Below are 17851 nucleotides of genomic sequence, written 5' to 3'. Positions count from 1 at the left end.
TGTTTTTAGTCTTATTATTGGTTGAAAATTTTAAACTGGTTTTACGAAAGAATTTTTGCTAATTTGATATTTCTTTTGAACTTCCCAATAGAGCACCCGATAAGTAACTTTATAATTTATAATACATTCAATCAAATTGCGTGACGACATAAGTAGGAGGATGAACGCCAATGGCAAAACCATCTTATGTAAAATTTGATGTTCCGCCTGAATTGGCGGAGAAAGCTCTTGAAGCCCTTAAGAAAGCAAAAGAGACGGGAAAGATAAGAAAGGGTACAAACGAAGCTACAAAGGCTGTAGAGAGAGGAAATGCAAAGTTAGTAATCATAGCAGAAGATGTCCAACCTGAGGAAATAGTAGCCCATTTACCTCCATTATGCGAAGAGAAGAAAATATCCTACATTTACGTACCAACTAAGAAAGGAATTGGAGAAGCTTGCGGGCTACAGGTAGGTGCTGCTGCGGCTGCTATAACTGATCCAGGACAAGGAAAAGATATACTTGATGAGGTAATTAAGAGAGTGTCTGAACTAATCGGCAAATCCTAAGGATTCTAAAATATTAAAGAAGTTCATTTTTTATTTAGATATCATCCATACTTTTCTCCTTTTATTGCCAACCCTACATTGACGTGAAGTAACTCTCTGACCTCATCAAGATTAAGCTTAAATCGCTGAAACTCATTATCTGAAGTTAGGGGCCGTCGTCTAGTCTGGGCCAGGACGCCAGGCTTGGGCCCTGGTAATCGGGGGTTCAAATCCCCTCGGCCCCATCTTTTAATTTCTGTATAATTCTTAATTATACAACCTAATTAGAAACACAGACTCTTACTTCATTTGAGAGAGTTACATCAACTATAACGTGATATCAGAAAGTTTTAAATGGCTTGTCATTTTTATAATCAACGTGCCGCGGTAGCTCAGCTGGCAGAGCGCTCGGCTGTTAACCGAGCGGTCGACGGTTCGAGTCCGTCCCGCGGCGCGTTATTTCGGTTCTTAGTTATGTTGAACCCTAACTTGGTGTCCTATTTATTCTCAAAATAATGGGAAAAAACAAACTAATCCAGTTTTACAATTTAAACACTCTTGTAAAGATTAAAGTTTTATTACTGTTATTTGAAATATGAACGCAAGGATAGCCATTATTATTTCTATACCCCATATAATGGCAACTATCTGATATTCCTTAAATCTTCCCATCTTCATAATTACGTGAGTTATTGAATTAGGATATTCGGTCCACGATAGGGTCCCATCTTCATTTACATTACCAAATGAAACCCCCTTAAATTTTGTTCTTGCTTTTAATATAAATTCAATCACGTAAGGAATGAAAAGAAATGCTAATGCAGTAAGAAAGTACCCGCTTATTCCAATGGCACCTATCGCAGAACCTATAAGATAGGTGCCTATGTTACCGAGAAATATCTTAGCAGGATATTTATTGAAATATAGGAATGTAAGCAAAGATACTGCGAGGATTAATGCCATTTCTCCTGACACAAAGGTAACACCTTTACCTCTAAGGCCTAATAGAGTTAGAGTGAGCGCCATAATTATTCCCATTCCTACTCCTAATCCGTTTAGCCCTTCTAACATATTAAACGCGTTAGAGGTTATAGTTAGAGCTGCAGGAATTATTAATATATAATATAATAAGCCAAAATTTACTGGACCAATGAACGGTATCGATATAGTAGAGTGACCAACACTGTATATAGCTAAAGGAACGGAGGCGAAAACAGGAGTGACGGCCCTCAAGGACTGTTTAAGATTAAAAACATCGTCTAACATTCCTATGAAGCCGATTATTAGAGATGATACTAAAACCGCCGTTATAATTCCAGTGAACTTTTGATCTATTACGATTAAGGCGAAATTACCTCCTACAAATCCAGCTAATATTCCGATACCTCCCAGTATAGGAACTTTGGGTTTCTCTAATTTGTTCACATCAACACCTACAAATCCCTTTTCTTTTGACGCGTTTATTGTCCACCTTGTTGTAATAAGTGTTACCAAAACAGTAATTAAAATAGGTATTAGTAGTTCTAACAATTATTTTCGCCTTGTTATTATTAAATCCGCAATCGCTCTTAATCCATCAAGGGCCAATTGATTGCGAGACCTCACTTTTGATAGAGACCTTAGTGCGTTTTCATAATACTTCCTAACTAGTTGCTGGGAGTAATCTAAAGACAGTTCGGATAGCAAAGAAGCTACACTACTTAGTGTTGAAACTTCGCTTGAGCCCATACCGTTCATTATGGTTTTCCTTTGATGTTCGTTAGCTCTTTCAAGCGCTTTGATTAGAAGTATCGTCTTTTTCCCCTCTCTTATATCGCTATAAAGAGGTTTGCCTAACTCCTTTTCATCTGCGGTAATCCCTAGAATGTCATCCATTATTTGAAATGCTATTCCAATTTTTTCTCCAAAATCATATAAACTGTTTACTTCTTCATTTGTACCATTAGCTAAAAGACCACCTAAGTGAGCTGAACATGCGAAAAGTTGGGCCGTTTTTTTCCTTATCATTTCTAGGTACAGATTCTCGGTAACGTCCCACCTTCTCTCGAACTCCATGTCCATTGCCTGTCCTTCTGAAACGATGACTATTGATCTTGAGAAGCAGTTCAGTGCCCTGTAAGCCAAATCAATTGGAAGTCCCTTTATTGATTCAGTAATTAACTCAAAGGCCTTTGCATGTAATAGGTCCCCAGCTAAAATCGCGGTTGGGATCCCCCACTTAACGTGAACCGTGGGTAATCCTCTTCTGGTCGTATCTTGGTCCATAATATCGTCATGAATTAATGTAAAATTGTGCAATACTTCTATCGCTGCTCCAGCTAAAATAGCCCTATCTCTGCTACCACCTAGAAGTTCTGAAGAGAGAACCACCATCAACGGACGTAGTCTCTTCCCTCCTGCCTTTAATAGGTACCTTGAAGCTTCGTATAGCTCCGGCACATCTCCTTGAATATATTTATCAATGGTTTCATTGACTTGCGTTATTACCTCTCCAAGATATTTTTCTAGTTCCATTAGGCTCCTTTTCTAATACTTTCATATATTGATAAGGTTAATCCCCTGCTCTCCATCCACTCTCTTAATCTTCCCCAAATTACTATAGGGGCTTTTCTTAAACTGTCAACATTTTTGGAACCGGAAAGCAACATAGCTGCTTTTAATTGAAATGAAACCTCCTCGAAAAAGCTCTTTAACTGTTCCTTGCCTTTTACAGCGTGTTGAAGTACTGGGTTAGCCATACCTGCCAAATTAGCTCCCAAGGACAAGGCCTTTGCGATATCCAGTCCAGTTCTTATTCCGCCACTTGCGATCAAATATCCCTTAGGGATAACGTACCTAGATTCAACTATTGATGCTGCTGTTGGGATTCCCCACCCTGCGAACAACTCAGAGCTCCTCATCTTCCAATTTCCCTTTCTCCTATTTCTAACCATTTCAACTGCTATCCAGCTAGTTCCGCCCTGTCCTGAAACGTCAATAAGTTGGAACCCATACTGATCAAGTAGCCTAGCGGTCTCCATAGAAATGCCAGTTCCAGACTCTTTTATTATAACCGGAACGTTTAAGTCATTAGATATGTCCTTAAGTTTATCAAGGGCAGATAGAGGATATTCGGGTTCACCTTCAGGTTGAAAGAGTTCTTGAGCCGGATTCAAGTGAACAGCTATTGCGTCTGCTTCTATCATTTGAATTGCGTCTAAAAACTGCTTTGTACCATAACCTTTAGTTACCTGTGGTAACCCTAGATTGGCAACTAGAGGGGCTGTGGGGGCCATTTTCCTTGTTATCCTAAAACTCTCCGCAGTTTCGGGTCTCTCTATTGCAACCCTTTGGCTTCCCACTCCCATTGCTAGTCCCATCTCTTCTACGACTTGAGCTATAGTCGCATTAACCTTTCCAAGTTCATCGTGCCCCCCAGTCATTCCAGTAACCATTAGAGGAAAAGATAGGTCCTTTCCTAAGAACCTTGTCTTAGTATTCACATCTCTCAAACTCAATCCTGGTAAGGCTTGATGTATTAACACAACGTCCTCAAGAAGTGTTGAAACTTTACCTTGTACATCTTCATATAGGCATATCTCAACATGTTCTAGTTTCCTGTTAATTAGACTCATTTCCTCACCTTAATGAACGTACCTATCCTTTCTCCATGTAACGCGTTATAAACGTTTCCTTTTTTCTTTCCATTAAATATAACTGCGTCAACTTTATGTTGGAAAATTTTCTCAATCTTCCTTTGCATTCCACCAGTGATATCTAGAGACTTAGATGCTAAGGTATCTAGCTTTATGGGGGAGGAGATCTCGTTAACAACTCTATTGCCTAGAAGAACTCCATCTACATCGGTAGCGAATAGGGCAGTCAACGAGTATTCTTTGGCCACGAGAACTGTTAAATCGTCTCCTGACACTATCTCCCCGTTTTGCTTAATATCACCATAAAGTACGGGAACGTGCCCGTAGTCCAAGATCGTCTCTATCGTTTCTTTAGAGTAGAATCTACCAGGTAGTGGAAAAGCCTTAATACCTTTTAAGGCCATTTCTCGGAGGATATAAGCGTTCAGTTCCTGCATAGATGCAGCTGTTAGCGTGATCCTAACATTGTTTGATCTTGAGGCCTCGTAATGTCCGAAACTTCCCCCACCATGAACTAAAACCAGACCCTCTGCGAAACTTGACAGCTCCCCTATACATTGCCTAATAACTTGGACGTCTAGACAATACGGAACAGATTTACAGGTTATTACGCTCCCTCCTAATTTAATAACTCTAGAAGGCTTGCCCAATTCAGGTCCCACACCCACTTGAATTTGCCGGGTGGCGCTGGAAGCCCATAAAGCATTCTCCAAAGTCCATTTTCAGCATCAACGTTCGCTTCTGAAAAATCTGAACTAAGCTTAACGGGTAAAAATCCGGACAAGTGAACAATTGAACTGTCTAAGAATCTAGGCTCATCTATTGGGTAACTCATTAGTTTCCTAACTTTAAGAGGCTTTACGTTTACAATTACAGGGTCCTCTGATGATCTATACAAAATGGAAGATGAAAATCTCTGAACGTACCTTATACCCTTCAATACGTCAAAATTGAACATTGCCTGGTCTATAAGATCCAAAGTGCTCCAAACCTCCTCCTCTGTAAGCTCCAGTTTATCGCTTAGGTGTCTGATGGCTTGTAGAGAGGCTACGGCATATTGCGAGATTAAAGGGATGTCCCCTATCCTAATGGGAATTGGATTAAAACCGGTAGCTTCCTTAAAAATTTCGAGAAAACTGGCCCACCATATGGGAGTTTCCAATCGAGAGTATATAAACCTCCCACGGACGATAAGTAAAGGATTGTTAACCCCATTGAGCAACGTTCCAGAAATAATTAATGGTGCCTCAATCACCGAATCTAGCTGCAAGATAACCTACCACAGACGATTTGTCTCCAGACGTATCACCAGAAGTCGCGTGTCTAAGAATGTACGGCCTCTTGTTCATCTTCTTAGCCAAAATTAATGATACCATTATTGGAGCGTATCCACAAACTGTTACGTCTTGCTCCTCTATGACCCTGTAAAGTCCCTTATGATCTAGTTCTTCAACTTTCCTAATGACCAAATCATCTTTTGCCATGGTAACTTCATGAGGATCGTAATGATTTAGATCAGAACTAGCTAACACCACTATATCAAGGTCTGAGTGTCTGTTAATGAACCTCCAAATACCCTCAGCTATCGACTCAGCGATCTCGGGCGTTTGCATCAAAACGACTATCGGTAAGATACGAAGATCGTTGAAGAAGTACTGTAAAAATGGCAATTGAACTTCGATAGAGTGCTCGTATAAATGAGCCTTTTCATCTATATCAATCACTTCTGAGACGGATACAAGTTCCTTTACAAGTTTCTGATCTACGTTATAAGAACCTAAAGGAGTTCTCCATTCTCCCTCAGGCCAAATTGACACCCATGACCCGTAGCCTGTATGGTTAGGGCCTAGAATGATCACCAGGTCTGGTTTACCTTCTTGAACTAAGTAATAATAGGAGTTAGAAGCGATGGGACCACTATATATGTATCCTGCATGCGGGACAATAAAAAGTGGATTCTTTCTGTTTCTTCTTCGCTCTTGTGGAATCTCTCCAGGACCCAAATTATGGAGGAAGGACCACTCTATCCTTTTTTTCAACTGTTGAGGTTCATCCTCATAAAAAGATCCAGCTACCGCTGGTCTTCTTACTGGGATAGTTTCACCTCAAACTCTTCAACTTTAACCGGAATGTTGCCGTCTGCACTTATCTCTTTCCTTTCCCTCAACACCTGTCTGGCTAGAGCCCAATATAAAAGGGCTAATGATTTCCTCCCCTTATTGTTGGAGGGTATTATCAAATCAACGTAATCTACTTTAGCGTCTGTATCTGAAAACGCCACTACGGGAATCCCCATGTCTGCAGCCTCCTTGATAGCTTGTACATCAGTTCTAGGATCAGAGACTAGCAAAACCTCAGGTTCAATGAAATCTTCTAGATACGGGTTAGTGAGCATTCCAGGTATCATCCTCCCTACTACGGATCTAGCGCCAACAACTTCAGCGAACTTTTGCACAGGAGTAAACGCGTATGGCCTAGAAGCTACCGCTAATATTGATTGGGGCTGAAATCTGGAGAGAAACTTAGCGGCTATTCTTAACCTTTCATCTATTTTCCTTACATCTAAAACATATAATCCTTCAGGTCTAACCCTATAAATGAACCTTTCCATGTATCTAGTGCACGTATGAGTTCCTATATGAACGCCAGCAGAGAGATAGTTGTCCAATGGGACAAGTAACTCTATAATAGCTCCTTTCTCTCCTCTTTGGAGTTCTTCTTTCTCTTCCTCTGTTAATTGAGTACCTCTTTCGTTCTCGCTCATTTATATCACCTAAATTGGCCTTGTATAATTAACGACTTCCCTTATAATGTCAACGTGTGTTAATAAACTTCTTCTACAACACAACCTTTTAACGTTAAGCTCGTCTAACACCTTACCTGGATCCTCTCCAGCTTTAACTCTGGTACTGAATACGTCCCATTTGTCCGATATTAGAGATCCACAAGTGAAACATCTTACTGGAATTATCAACATAATCACCTGTAAGACTTCTGTCTCCACCTTCTAGCACTATATCTCATCCATTTTTCGGTCTCAGTCTGTCTCGGATCTCCAGCTAACATAGTCCTATCATAGCGCTTATATAGTTCCTTCAGTTCCTGGCTCCCTGTAAATCTAACTAAAGCTTTCGCAAGAGCCATTCTAGCGGCGTCTGCTTGACCCATAACTCCTCCTCCCTTCATATAGATCTTAGCGTCTACCTTATTAGTTATTCCTTCTCCAGCTAAGATCATAGGTTCCATGATTTTCATTCTTAACACTTCCTCTGGCAAGAGTTCAACAGGCATCCCATTAACGAAAATCTTACCTTTCCCTGGATATAGATAGCACCTCGCTCTAGCCATCTTCCTTCTTGCGTTTGTTATAATAACACGGGTTTCACTTGACATTTACTTTCCACCCCAGAACTTTAGATAGCTCCCCCACAGTGATATATTTACCACCCAATCTGTTCGCATCAGCGTCCTCCAATCTAATGACCTCTTTCCCTTTGAACTCTTCCGGAACTCCTACATATACCTTTACCATCTTTAGCATGGTAACTCCTTTATGATTCTTCGGTAACATACCTCTAATAGTCCTCTTCACTATATTTATAGGAGATCTAGGTCTTCTTACTCCCTGCTTATAAGGATTGAATAAAGTTCCTATCCCAAAGAGTAACATATAACCGTTAACCACTCTATTCCGTGGACCGCTTATAACTATCTTCTCTGAGTTCAAAATGACCACCCTATACCCTTCCTTTAGATAACCTACCACAGTGGAAGCGAGCCTTCCCAAAATCTGATTCTCTCCATCTATTATTATAACGTCCTTCATCCTTTCATCAACCTCACGTTAACTTTGTTTTGAAGCTCATTTGGACCCTTGGTTAAAGGTAAGGCCTTACCTCCAGCCTTATTTATCTTATTTAAAGCACTCGCCGAAAAATCGAGCGCTATTACAGTAACTCTATGGTCCAGATTACCTATGCCTAACACTTTTCCAGGGACAACCACGACGTCATTGTCTTTAGTAAACTTATTTATTTTATAAAGGTTTATTATTCTGGATTTCCTTGACGGCACGTCAATCTCCTTTGCCACAGCTTTCCAAATACCCTTGTTTTGCTTACCTAAAAGACGTATCAACTTTCTCTTCTCTATATTAGTACTTCCTGTCCTTTTCATTGAGCCTCCACCTTCTTTTTCAACTCCTCGACTTTGTTCAGTATACTTTTTGTTGCTTCTATTAAAATTCTCCTCGGATCGAGTGAACCCACAGACTCGAGCTCAAGAACGTACTTATCCGGCTCTGGTTCAACAGTAATACCTGGACAGAATTTTACACACTCTTCACATAGTGTACAAGCTAATTCGTTTTCTACTTTCAGTTCATTATTCTCATATGAGAACACTTTGTACGGGCAGACCTCTGCTGCTTTCTCACAGTTACTATTAACCTTAACCTTAGGTTTGTATCTAACTATAGCCATTGTCACAGGGTTAAACTTTGCGTGCTCTTTTCCATACCCTAGTCTCATTCTCATTTCAAGAGATATCTTTTGCTTCTTACCTAGAAGCACAATAGGAATGTCCTTGCTAATTGGAATCACATTAGGATCCTCCGTTCTTATATCTTTAGAGTAAACCATGACTTGAGACTCTTCCGCACTAACCTCAATGTACGCTTTGGTAAAACACTTCTCACAGTTCTCTGCACAGTCAATACATTCCTCCGGTCTTCTGTAAAAGTCCAGCGCTTCTCTACTATCAAAAGGAATCAGTCCTAACCTATGAGCTAAGACTTCGTCGTACAGTGGACTGTTATTTTCAACAATATAGACTTCATCAACAGCCATTACAGGAACGTAAATCATTGAAGCCCTTCTCACAGCATTTACGAACTCTAAGGGATAACCACTAGTTAAAAGAGAAATAAAATAATTGCTCTTCTTTATCTCTTGAATAGGCATCTCAGACTCTCCTTCCTCTCCTGCCTCCTGGTCTCCTTATCGTATCGTGGGGTATAGGAGTTACATCCTCTATTCTTCCGATAATGAAACCTGATCTAGCGAGCGATCTAATTGCGGGTTGAGCACCAGGTCCTGGAGTTTTAGGCCCTGCTCCACCGGGTGCCCTAACTTTGATGTGTATAGCCATTAACCCTTTATCTAAGGCCTCTGCAGCAGCCTTATTGGCCGCTAACATGGCAGCATAGGGAGACGGTTTTTCTCTATCTGCCTTAACCATCATGCCTCCAGAGGCTTTCGATACCACCTCAGCTCCTGTAATATCTGTTATCGTTATGATAGTATTATTTTGCGATGCATATATCCTAGCTAGGCCCCATCTAATTTCCCTTTTGCTCGACATCTACCTCACCTTTACTCTCAGTTGGAGGGTTTGATTTGAATGGAGAAATAGGATAAAAGTCTATTGAATCCTCTTCGTCTCTCTTTACAATGTAACCTGGGGAGGTAACTTTTCTTCCTCCCACAGCAATGTGCCCATGTACTATTAACTGTCTTGCTTGATATATGGTCCTGGCTAGCCCTTTTCTATGTACAATAGTCTGTAGTCTCCTCTCAAGCAGATTTTCCTCCTCCAGACCTAAAACGTCATCTATTGATGACTGCTCTGATTTAAGGAGACCTATTTTATAGAGCTTCGATAAAAGTTGCTTTTCCCTCATCGCCCTCTCCGAGGGGGGAAGAGCAAGCAGAGACCTTGCCATATGTCTGTAGCCAGTTACTATCGTTCTTGCAAGCCATATCTCTCTCTTGTTTCTAAGACCGTACCTTCCCATAATTTCCTGTTCTGACTTTAGAGCCTGAGATAGCCATGGCATCCCAGGACCTTCCCATTTCCTCCTACTTTTCTTAGGATCTCCCATGATCTCACCTAAGCTTTCTGCTGGGCTTGTTGCCCTCCAGAGGGCTGCGCAGCCTTAGATCTCTTAACTCCTATAGTTGTTCCTGTCCTTCCTGTTGTTCTAGTTCTCTGACCTCTAACCTTCAATCCTAATGAATGTCTGATTCCACGCCAGCTCTTTATCTTCTTCTCTCTCTCTATATCATTCCTGACCACAAACACCAAATCAGATGTAACGTAGTGCATATCTAATCCAGTTTCAAGATCTTTCCTCCTATTATACATCCATGAAGGCAAAGTCTCTAACCTTTTATTAGAAAGGAACTCCTCTATTTTCTTAAGCTCATGATCGTTAAGCTCTCCCAACCTTCTGTCCTTGTCTATGTTCAATTTCATTAAAATTACCCTAGCAGTATTGTATCCTATTCCCTTAATCATTGCTAATCCATAAGGGACCTTCATGGTTCCATCTACGTCCTGTCCAAATAACCTAACGATGTACCTGAACTGTGACTCAGACATTAATACCGTCTTAACCACTAATTACTCTCTGCTTTTAAGTTTTTCAATACCTTTTCCTTCTTCTTAGCTGAGTTTAGATAGGCGATTTCTAGTTTCCTCTTTATTTCGTCCAGAGTGAATCTAGTATTATTTCCTATCAAAGCTTTAATTGGGGTATAAGGACTCTCCCTGAATGAGGGTCTCATTTCCTTCCCGTTCTCTGTTACTACCGGATAGCCTTTGTACTCCTCTACCTCTCCTATAACTGAAGACCTAACTCCTTTAGAGTTCAGGATTCGAACAACCTCCTCAGGATAGTAGGTGAATATGAGAATTGAATCTATAGACAGGCCAAAAGGGTCAATCCTCAACTCTTCTAAGACCTTCCTTATTTTTGGATTTATAAGGTCAAGAAATCGCTCCTCGTTAATTACTAGGCTAAGATTTGTTATTTCTGAAATCTCCAATGCGTCGCCTCTTATACCTCCGTTAGTAACGTCCGTCATTGAAACAACCAAATCTCTTGAACTATTTATTATAGAACAAGCCTCAAGATCCTTTATCTTCAGCGTCTCCTCTACAACACCCTCTATTCCATGGAATATTGCCATTGAAGATATAGTTCCTCCTCCATTACCTTCAGTCATAACTATACTTTGACCTTTTGCTATCCTCTTTCTCGAGAAAGGTTCTCCTTTTAATCTACCAATAGATCCAACGCCACCGCTTATCCTCTCACCTAACACCAAGTCTCCTCCTATCCTTAAAGTACTACCAGCTAGAATTGGTATCTCCAACGCCTCTGCTACCGTAGAAACTCCAGCTTCAAAATCAAACAGCATGGATATGTCACTATCGTCTGAGAGATGAATGTCCACCAGTATCCCCAACGGTTCTCCGCCTTTTACCATAATGTCCCTTAAGGTAGCTTTTGTAGCGTGAAAACCTGCTAAGAAGGGAAAGTAAGATAACCTAGAATGAATTCCATCAACTGAAATTACCAAGTCTTGAACAATTCCTGCGTCATCAAAGGAATCAAGTTTTCGTTTGCTAAGCTCAAAGAGCTTAAGATGTACCATGTGATCTCCAACTCCCCTAGAACCTAATCCGCTCTCACCAGCAGTTAATCCAACTCTGTCAAATGAAAAGGATGAAAATTTTAACGAATTGACCACTTCTTTTACGATTGTCTCCGCGATTAGATCGTTCTGGTCTGTCTTTCCCTTGAAAAACTCTAGCCAATGTCTTAATTCGTCTTTTAGGTTCTTGTCCTGATCAATAAGCTTCCTAGTTAAACCCTCTAAGTCCATAAGCCTAAATATATTTACTAATCATAAATACTTTGAGGATAACATGAAAGTTCTCACTCAAGAATTTGAGATAAAGACAAGTTCGAGGTTTCAGAGCATTGATATTACCAATGAAGTTCAAAACTCGATAAATAACGTTAAAGATGGAATGGCTTTCGTAGTAGTAAAGCACACTACGTGTGCCGTGATTTTGAACGAAGCTGAACCTGGTTTAATGGATGACTACCTAACTTGGATGAGAAAGCTGATTCCAACTGACGGTGAGTTTAAACATAATATGATAGATAACAACGGCCACGCTCATATCTCCTCCATGATAATTGGAAACTCGAGGATGGTACCTGTGAGAGATGGAAAACTAGACCTAGGAACCTGGCAGAAAATAATTCTTTTAGAGTTTGACGGTCCTAGAACCAGGAAAGTCCAAGTAAAAGTTATGGGCGAATGATAACTTTTATTTTCGAACTAGAGTTTTAATAATGATACGTTTTGCCACCTGGATTCCTATCTCCTTTAGATAGATTAAGTTTCTGTGAAAATAGAGAATGTGTAAATAAAATAGTTGACGAATATCTATCAATGTTACTTAATGGAGATGAAAATTTTCCATTGTTTAAGGAAGATGAAAATCTTACTGATGAAAAAACAATAACTAACTCATACATTTTCACCGAAACATTGATTGAAAAGCTAATAGAATCGGATATTGACTTTTTCATTGTACTAGAAGATTTAAGAAACAGACTCGGTAACAGACATCCAGTCCTTTTCTTTCTCAAACAATTGATAGATGAATAGGACTTTTTAGTCTTTATAACAATCTTTTGATGTAGGGGATGATTACTTGGAGAGCAGACTCTCACTGATAACCAGAAATGCCGCGGAAGTAGTCACTTCCGAGGAGTTAAAACAAAAACTTGAGGAAGGAAGAAAGCTAAAAGGTTATTTAGGCTTTGAGCCCAGCGGTTTATTTCATATAGGTTGGTTGATCTGGGCGCAGAAGTTTAAGGACCTTATGGAAGCGGGGGTAGAAATGAACCTCCTGGTAGCCACATGGCATGCGTGGATTAACGATAAGTTAGGAGGTAAAATGGAAATGATAAAGCTCGCAGGAGAGTACGCAGTTAATGTTCTTAATGCTTTTGGAATTAGTAGAAATAAAATAAATGTAATTGACGCGGAGGATATTGTAAAAGACAAGGACTATTGGTCACTTGTATTAAAAGTGGCAAAGAACACAAGCCTAGCTAGAATGAAAAGGGCGTTAACTATCATGGGAAGGAAAGCTGATGAGGCTGAACTGGACTCATCTAAGCTAATTTATCCGGCGATGCAGGTAAGTGACATCTTCTACATGGACTTGGATATAGCCCTAGGAGGAACCGATCAGAGAAAGGCTCACATGTTAGCTAGAGACGCTGCGGAAAAACTTGGTAAGAAAAAGGTGATCGCTATACATACTCCATTACTTGTGGGCCTTCAGGGTGGACAAAGGATGAGTCCAGGCGCAGAGGAAGACGAAGTGATGGCGGAAATAAAAATGAGTAAGTCGAAACCTGATACGGCTATATTCATTGATGATGAGCCAGAAACGGTTAGTTCGAAATTAATGATGGCATACTGTCCAAAGGGAGTGATTGAAAACAATCCTGTATTACAAATAAATAAGTATATTCTGTTCACTGTAGATAATAACGGTCTGAAGGTTGAGAGGGAGTCCAAATTTGGTGGGGACATCCACTTCACCTCCTATAAGGATCTAGAGGAATCCTTTGCTGAGGGCAGGTTACATCCAAAAGACCTGAAGATGGCTACAGCTAGAAAGCTCAACCAAATTTTGGATCCTTTAAGAAAGTCTATTAAATCTAGATCTGAGTATGAGAAACTAGCAAATGAAATCGTGAGGAGTGTTAGCAGGTGACATCGGTGAAATATGTTGTAAAGCTGACCTTTGAAGTAGAAGGGTCGGTTGATAAACCTGACGTAATAGGGGCTATATTCGGGCAAACTGAGAACTTATTCGGCCAGGAATTCGACCTAAGAGAGCTTCAAGACAAAGGAAGACTAGGCAGGATCGTTGTAGAGATTAAGAATAAGGGAGGAAAGGCAGAAGGATACATAGAGATCCCATCCAACTTAGATAGAGTAGAAACTGCCCTAATAGCATCGATGGTTGAGAGCGTTGAGAAAGTCGGACCTTATAACGCAAAGTTCTACTTAAAGGAGATAGAGGACGTTAGAGCGGAGAAGTTAAAGAAGATAATAGATAGGGCCAAGCAGATCCTAGCTGCGTGGAATAGAGAAAGAAACCTTGATATCAAGGAAGTAATGAACGAGATAAGCGGAGCTGTAAAAACTGGAGAGTTAATAGAGTTCGGCCCTGAGAGATTACCAGCAGGACCAGACGTCTACACTGATCCTAATCTAATCATAGTTGAGGGGAGGGCTGATATTATAAATCTGCTAAGATATGGTTACAAGAATACAGTTGCGGTAGAGGGAGCAAGTGGAAAAATACCTCAGTCCGTTATCGAGTTATCCAAGAACAAAAAGATGGTAATAGCTTTCCTTGATGGAGATCATGGAGGCGATATGATACTTAAAGATCTAATAAATGCAAACGTTAAAATAGACTACGTAGCAAGAGCGCCTGTTGGCAGAGAGGTTGAGGAATTAACTGGGAAGGAGATAGCAAAATCCCTCTCTAACATGATTCCCTTCTCTCAATACTTGAAGAAACAGCAGGAGACTCTGAGTTCCGTGGTCGGGAGAGCTGAGGGCGCTGTAAAGATAGAAAATGGAGAACAGCAAGCTGTTCAAGTAATTGAGCCGCCCAAGGAAATAGAGATCAAAATTCCAGGAAACGTTATGGAGGACATCAAGAAATTACCTGGAACTCTTGAAGGGGTAATATATGATGAGAACTGGAACCTAATAGAGAAGGTACAGGTGAGAGACATTATCCCAAAACTTGAAGGTTTAACTAACGGTGCCTCTTTTATAATATTTGATGGCGTTATCACGCAAAGACTCTTAGAGCTAGCCGCCTCAAAAAACGTAAAGCTGGTGATAGGGGTAAGAATAGGAGGAATAACCAAAAAACCAGAGAACGTCAAAGTACTAACACTGACGGACGTTATAGGTCCCTAAAATAATCCATTATATCTGTTGTGACACCCTTCAAATTATCCTCTTTTATTCCGAAAGGCTCCAATATCCTCATAACTGAAGGGATAATTTGTTTTTCAATATAATAGTCTACATCGATCTTGTTTTTATCCTTGACAAGGAAGTACGGTTCTACTCTGTCTGAGATCTTTCCCGAGCCTTTCATCACTATGTACCCTATTTTTCCTAACTTATCGATGGCGAATCCAGCGTTAAGAGCCTTCTTTGCGGCTATTACATGAGGTGCGTTGACCTCATACTCCTCGAAACTCTTATCTAAAGATTTCCATATTATGACACCATGAATGTCGAAATCCTTTCTTTTCATCTTCATGATCACGCCTTTTACGGCTTTAACAGCCTCACTGATACCACTTAATAGGATCTTTTCTATTACTACCCTTTGAGTCTCTTTGGCAATGTCGCACCAGTCACCTCTTATTGCCTCAAAGCCAACAATGTCTATCTTCCCGTCATAAGTGAGTCCTGCGTATCTTTTCTTGTTTTCAGTAAAAAATATCTTTTTATATTTTTTATCTATTTTTATTTCAAGGTCTAACTCTTTTGTAATTCTAGAGACTAGGTTATCCACGTCAGACATATTACCTTTTACAAAAATGGAGTCAGTATCCCCATAAACAACTTCAAATCCAGCCTCCTTAGCTATATTGGATGCCCTAATTATCAGCTCCCTTCCCCATGCAGTGACAGATTCTGCTCCTTCCTTGCTATACCACCTTGCGCTAGACCAACCCATATAACCATACATTGCGTTAGCCATAACCTTCAACGCCTTTTGCCTCTCATCTAATCTTCTTCTCTCATATTCGTCGTTTACATTAGCTAGTTCACTCTTAACCTTCCTTCTCTCTTCTAACAAAGAAACTAAAATGCTCCTATAGAATCCATTTACGTCTCTTCTAAATTTATATCCTACCTCAGGAGCTATCCAACAGTCATTACATTCGCCCTGTACAAGGGTATCCGGTCCTATGTTGTATTTTATCATTATGGACGGATACATAGAGCTGAAATCTAATACTGCTACGTTCTCGTGTAACCCAGGTTTCGGCTCAATAACAAGCCCACCTTTATAACTTTCATTTTTCCTTTCAACTCTATTTGGAATTAATTCATTAAATTTCTTTGACTCTCTCATAAGTAGCCATTCTATTCTGTACCCCACGCTAGCCATGCAAAGCTGATCTAAAGGTAAGCCAGAAATGACGGTTAGCTGTTCCCCAAATGTCAAGAATACGTTTTTTAACAGATAAGTAGTCTTCGCGTCGTCAAGATTATATTTTAACAGAATGTCTCGCTTCTTAGGATCCTCCCAATATTCTGGAATCTGATACCATTCCAAGTTTACCCTTTTGTCCTTAGGATAAACCCCTAGATAATCAGCAACGTTTTCAAGGCTTTTTACCTTCACTTCTGTCAGACTCTCAGCAAAGCCGTATAGATCCACATTCAACCTTCCGACTATTGAGTAGTGCCCATATGTACCTTGACTTGGTTCAGAGTTAGTTTTTCTTCCAACATCTAATTTTACATTTCTTGAGGCTAGTCTATCCAAAAGATATTGCCAATCGAATCCGTTTGTATTGTAACCTAAGATGATGTCTGGATCGTAATCTAGAACGAACTTTGAAAATTCTCTAATAATCTTCAAATCGTCGTTATCCGAATTAATAAACTGTTTATACTCCTTATCAGTCCAAACACCTATAACTATTATGGGGTCTCTTCTTGGATTAGGCGATCCGTACTTATTAAGCACCTCTATATCAAAGGCTAGAGTCCTTAGATTAGGAAATCTATCTTCATATACACTTTCAATACTCTTTAATTCATATACTTTATGTACTCTTAAGTCGTCCCTCTTAATCTCATCAACTTCTGCCCTCAACCAGTAAAACGGCCTAACTTGGCTATCTATAGAATACCTCATGTAAAACCTTATATCAGCCTCAAGCACCGCGGCAACCCATTTGAACTTTGATACTTCCTCTCTGTATACCCTAACGAAAGCTGGGATCACGGTCTCCACTCTAAGTACATTTACAGGTTTCCCAAAGTATCTCATGTTCTGCTTCGATACTGATGTGACAGGAGATTGAGCCTTTGAAATGGTCTTTAACTGATCGATAGCCTCATCAATTGGAACATCGTCCTTGATTAGGACGTAAAAGTAAGGTCTGAAGTTCTTTTCGATGATAGCGACTCTGTGATCGTCCTTATCAATACCCCATATATATATTTCAGGTATTCCGTTAAACACATCGTAAGATAAGTCCAAGACGAAAACATCAACTTTCATGGTTATTTAATACTCAAAGCTAGACTTAATTTGTGATCTTTCTACTATCTTACGAGCTAACAATTCATTCATGACCTGAAACGCTTCTGAGGTCCTTCAGCATGACAAACCCATTCCTATTTCTACCGTAATAGTTCTTCCTAGTCCTGATTACTTTATATGAGCGATTAAAATAAAACCTAATTGCGTCAGAGTTGTTTACGTTCACCTCAAGGTAGGAGTACGTGCAACCCAACTTCTTGAACCTTTCTTCAAGCTCATTGAGAAGGGCTGATCCAATTCCTCTGTTTCTAGCTGCCTTTAAAGTGGCTATCGATACTACGTGACCTCTTGTCTTGAATTGAACTATTCCAATACAATAACCTACTATTTGTTCGCCTAGCCTAGCGACCAGATACAGACCGTCTGCTAAACTCAAATAGGCCTTGAGCAGTCCAGGAGGATAAGGGTTATCAAAACTTTCAGCTTCAATCTTAAAGATGTCCTCTAAATCCCTCTCCCATGCGTCAGAAATAATTATGGAGGACATAA

Annotated in this window: 23 protein-coding genes and 2 tRNA genes; 7 read left to right on the top strand and 18 right to left on the bottom strand. The window is 40.1% G+C overall.

What is annotated here, in order from left to right; genetic code table 11:
• Window positions 1-170 precede the first annotated feature (170 nt).
• The 3 genes from rpl7ae (at window position 171) to MCUP_RS00795 (ending at window position 981) form a co-directional block, all read left to right on the top strand.
• Window positions 171-548, top strand: a complete 378-nt coding sequence (rpl7ae, locus tag MCUP_RS00805) for a 50S ribosomal protein L7Ae (RefSeq protein ID WP_013736765.1) — start codon at window positions 171-173, stop codon at window positions 546-548.
• A gap of 148 nt (window positions 549-696) precedes the next feature.
• Window positions 697-772 (top strand) — tRNA-Pro (locus tag MCUP_RS00800).
• 136 nt (window positions 773-908) lie between these two features.
• Window positions 909-981: transfer RNA gene (locus MCUP_RS00795), tRNA-Asn, on the top strand.
• Window positions 982-1094: 113 nt separating this feature from the next.
• On the opposite strand, the gene MCUP_RS00790 is transcribed toward MCUP_RS00795, so the two are convergent.
• Genes MCUP_RS00790 through MCUP_RS00715 form a run of 16 tightly spaced genes read right to left on the bottom strand, consistent with a single transcriptional unit; the run spans window position 1095 to window position 11832 of the window.
• Window positions 1095-2057 carry an MraY family glycosyltransferase gene (locus MCUP_RS00790; protein ID WP_013736764.1) on the bottom strand — a complete coding sequence of 321 codons (963 nt, stop codon included), beginning with the start codon at window positions 2055-2057 and terminating at the stop codon, window positions 1095-1097.
• On the bottom strand, window positions 2058-3041 hold the full coding sequence (gene gds, locus MCUP_RS00785) for a geranylgeranyl diphosphate synthase (protein WP_013736763.1): 984 nt from the start codon (window positions 3039-3041) through the stop codon (window positions 2058-2060).
• Window positions 3041-4141, bottom strand: a complete 1101-nt coding sequence (gene fni / locus MCUP_RS00780) for a type 2 isopentenyl-diphosphate Delta-isomerase (protein WP_013736762.1) — start codon at window positions 4139-4141, stop codon at window positions 3041-3043. The genes gds and fni overlap by 1 nt, the downstream gene beginning before the upstream one ends.
• Window positions 4138-4812, bottom strand: a complete 675-nt coding sequence (locus MCUP_RS00775; protein ID WP_013736761.1) for an isopentenyl phosphate kinase — start codon at window positions 4810-4812, stop codon at window positions 4138-4140. Before MCUP_RS00775 ends, fni begins: the two co-directional genes overlap by 4 nt.
• The gene (locus MCUP_RS00770) at window positions 4782-5432 is read right to left on the bottom strand and encodes a hypothetical protein (protein WP_237698003.1); all 651 of its coding nucleotides are present in this window, start codon (window positions 5430-5432) and stop codon (window positions 4782-4784) included. Before MCUP_RS00770 ends, MCUP_RS00775 begins: the two co-directional genes overlap by 31 nt.
• Window positions 5410-6258 (bottom strand): AmmeMemoRadiSam system protein B, encoded by an 849-nt coding sequence (gene amrB / locus MCUP_RS00765; protein ID WP_048057357.1) that lies wholly within the window; start codon window positions 6256-6258, stop codon window positions 5410-5412. Before amrB ends, MCUP_RS00770 begins: the two co-directional genes overlap by 23 nt.
• Window positions 6249-6926, bottom strand: coding sequence for a 30S ribosomal protein S2 (rpsB, locus tag MCUP_RS00760; RefSeq protein ID WP_013736758.1), 678 nt, complete (start codon window positions 6924-6926; stop codon window positions 6249-6251). The genes amrB and rpsB overlap by 10 nt, the downstream gene beginning before the upstream one ends.
• Before the next feature lie 9 nt (window positions 6927-6935).
• Window positions 6936-7136 (bottom strand): DNA-directed RNA polymerase subunit N, encoded by a 201-nt coding sequence (locus MCUP_RS00755; protein ID WP_013736757.1) that lies wholly within the window; start codon window positions 7134-7136, stop codon window positions 6936-6938.
• Between the two features lie 5 nt (window positions 7137-7141).
• Window positions 7142-7555 carry a 30S ribosomal protein S9 gene (locus MCUP_RS00750; RefSeq protein ID WP_013736756.1) on the bottom strand — a complete coding sequence of 138 codons (414 nt, stop codon included), beginning with the start codon at window positions 7553-7555 and terminating at the stop codon, window positions 7142-7144.
• A complete protein-coding gene (locus MCUP_RS00745) occupies window positions 7545-7988 on the bottom strand; it encodes a 50S ribosomal protein L13 (protein ID WP_013736755.1) in 444 nt (147 codons plus the stop codon). The genes MCUP_RS00750 and MCUP_RS00745 overlap by 11 nt, the downstream gene beginning before the upstream one ends.
• Window positions 7985-8338, bottom strand: coding sequence for a 50S ribosomal protein L18e (locus MCUP_RS00740; RefSeq protein WP_013736754.1), 354 nt, complete (start codon window positions 8336-8338; stop codon window positions 7985-7987). The genes MCUP_RS00745 and MCUP_RS00740 overlap by 4 nt, the downstream gene beginning before the upstream one ends.
• The gene (locus MCUP_RS00735; protein ID WP_013736753.1) at window positions 8335-9123 is read right to left on the bottom strand and encodes a DNA-directed RNA polymerase subunit D; all 789 of its coding nucleotides are present in this window, start codon (window positions 9121-9123) and stop codon (window positions 8335-8337) included. Before MCUP_RS00735 ends, MCUP_RS00740 begins: the two co-directional genes overlap by 4 nt.
• 1 nt (window position 9124) lies before the next feature.
• Window positions 9125-9523, bottom strand: coding sequence for a 30S ribosomal protein S11 (locus MCUP_RS00730; protein ID WP_013736752.1), 399 nt, complete (start codon window positions 9521-9523; stop codon window positions 9125-9127).
• On the bottom strand, window positions 9501-10043 hold the full coding sequence (locus MCUP_RS00725) for a 30S ribosomal protein S4 (protein WP_013736751.1): 543 nt from the start codon (window positions 10041-10043) through the stop codon (window positions 9501-9503). The genes MCUP_RS00730 and MCUP_RS00725 overlap by 23 nt, the downstream gene beginning before the upstream one ends.
• 8 nt (window positions 10044-10051) lie before the next feature.
• On the bottom strand, window positions 10052-10543 hold the full coding sequence (locus MCUP_RS00720) for a 30S ribosomal protein S13 (protein ID WP_013736750.1): 492 nt from the start codon (window positions 10541-10543) through the stop codon (window positions 10052-10054).
• Window positions 10544-10560: 17 nt separating this feature from the next.
• The gene (locus MCUP_RS00715; RefSeq protein WP_013736749.1) at window positions 10561-11832 is read right to left on the bottom strand and encodes an AIR synthase-related protein; all 1272 of its coding nucleotides are present in this window, start codon (window positions 11830-11832) and stop codon (window positions 10561-10563) included.
• A 43-nt stretch (window positions 11833-11875) separates the two neighbouring features.
• Here MCUP_RS00715 and MCUP_RS00710 point away from each other — a divergent pair, with 43 nt between their 5' ends.
• From MCUP_RS00710 to dnaG, 4 genes are read left to right on the top strand one after another with little or no spacing between them, the layout of a single operon-like run.
• Complete coding sequence (locus tag MCUP_RS00710) at window positions 11876-12280, top strand: secondary thiamine-phosphate synthase enzyme YjbQ (RefSeq protein WP_013736748.1); 405 nt, start codon at window positions 11876-11878, stop codon at window positions 12278-12280.
• Between the two features lie 41 nt (window positions 12281-12321).
• A complete protein-coding gene (locus MCUP_RS00705) occupies window positions 12322-12630 on the top strand; it encodes a hypothetical protein (protein ID WP_013736747.1) in 309 nt (102 codons plus the stop codon).
• A 46-nt stretch (window positions 12631-12676) separates the two neighbouring features.
• A complete protein-coding gene (locus MCUP_RS00700; RefSeq protein WP_013736746.1) occupies window positions 12677-13753 on the top strand; it encodes a tyrosine--tRNA ligase in 1077 nt (358 codons plus the stop codon).
• Between the two features lie 5 nt (window positions 13754-13758).
• Window positions 13759-14982, top strand: a complete 1224-nt coding sequence (gene dnaG, locus MCUP_RS00695; protein ID WP_013736745.1) for a DNA primase DnaG — start codon at window positions 13759-13761, stop codon at window positions 14980-14982.
• Here the strand turns inward: dnaG and MCUP_RS00690 are convergent.
• Both MCUP_RS00690 and rimI read right to left on the bottom strand, forming a co-directional pair.
• The gene (locus MCUP_RS00690; protein WP_083808553.1) at window positions 14969-17320 is read right to left on the bottom strand and encodes a DNA-directed DNA polymerase; all 2352 of its coding nucleotides are present in this window, start codon (window positions 17318-17320) and stop codon (window positions 14969-14971) included. The two genes, dnaG and MCUP_RS00690, sit on opposite strands and share 14 nt — an antisense overlap.
• A gap of 64 nt (window positions 17321-17384) precedes the next feature.
• Window positions 17385-17849 (bottom strand): ribosomal protein S18-alanine N-acetyltransferase, encoded by a 465-nt coding sequence (gene rimI, locus MCUP_RS00685; protein WP_013736743.1) that lies wholly within the window; start codon window positions 17847-17849, stop codon window positions 17385-17387.
• Between the last annotated feature and the right edge of the window lie 2 nt (window positions 17850-17851).

It is taken from the genome of Metallosphaera cuprina Ar-4, from assembly GCF_000204925.1.
Taxonomy (GTDB): domain Archaea; phylum Thermoproteota; class Thermoprotei_A; order Sulfolobales; family Sulfolobaceae; genus Metallosphaera; species Metallosphaera cuprina.
This window is presented reverse-complemented; position numbering and strand designations above follow the sequence as displayed.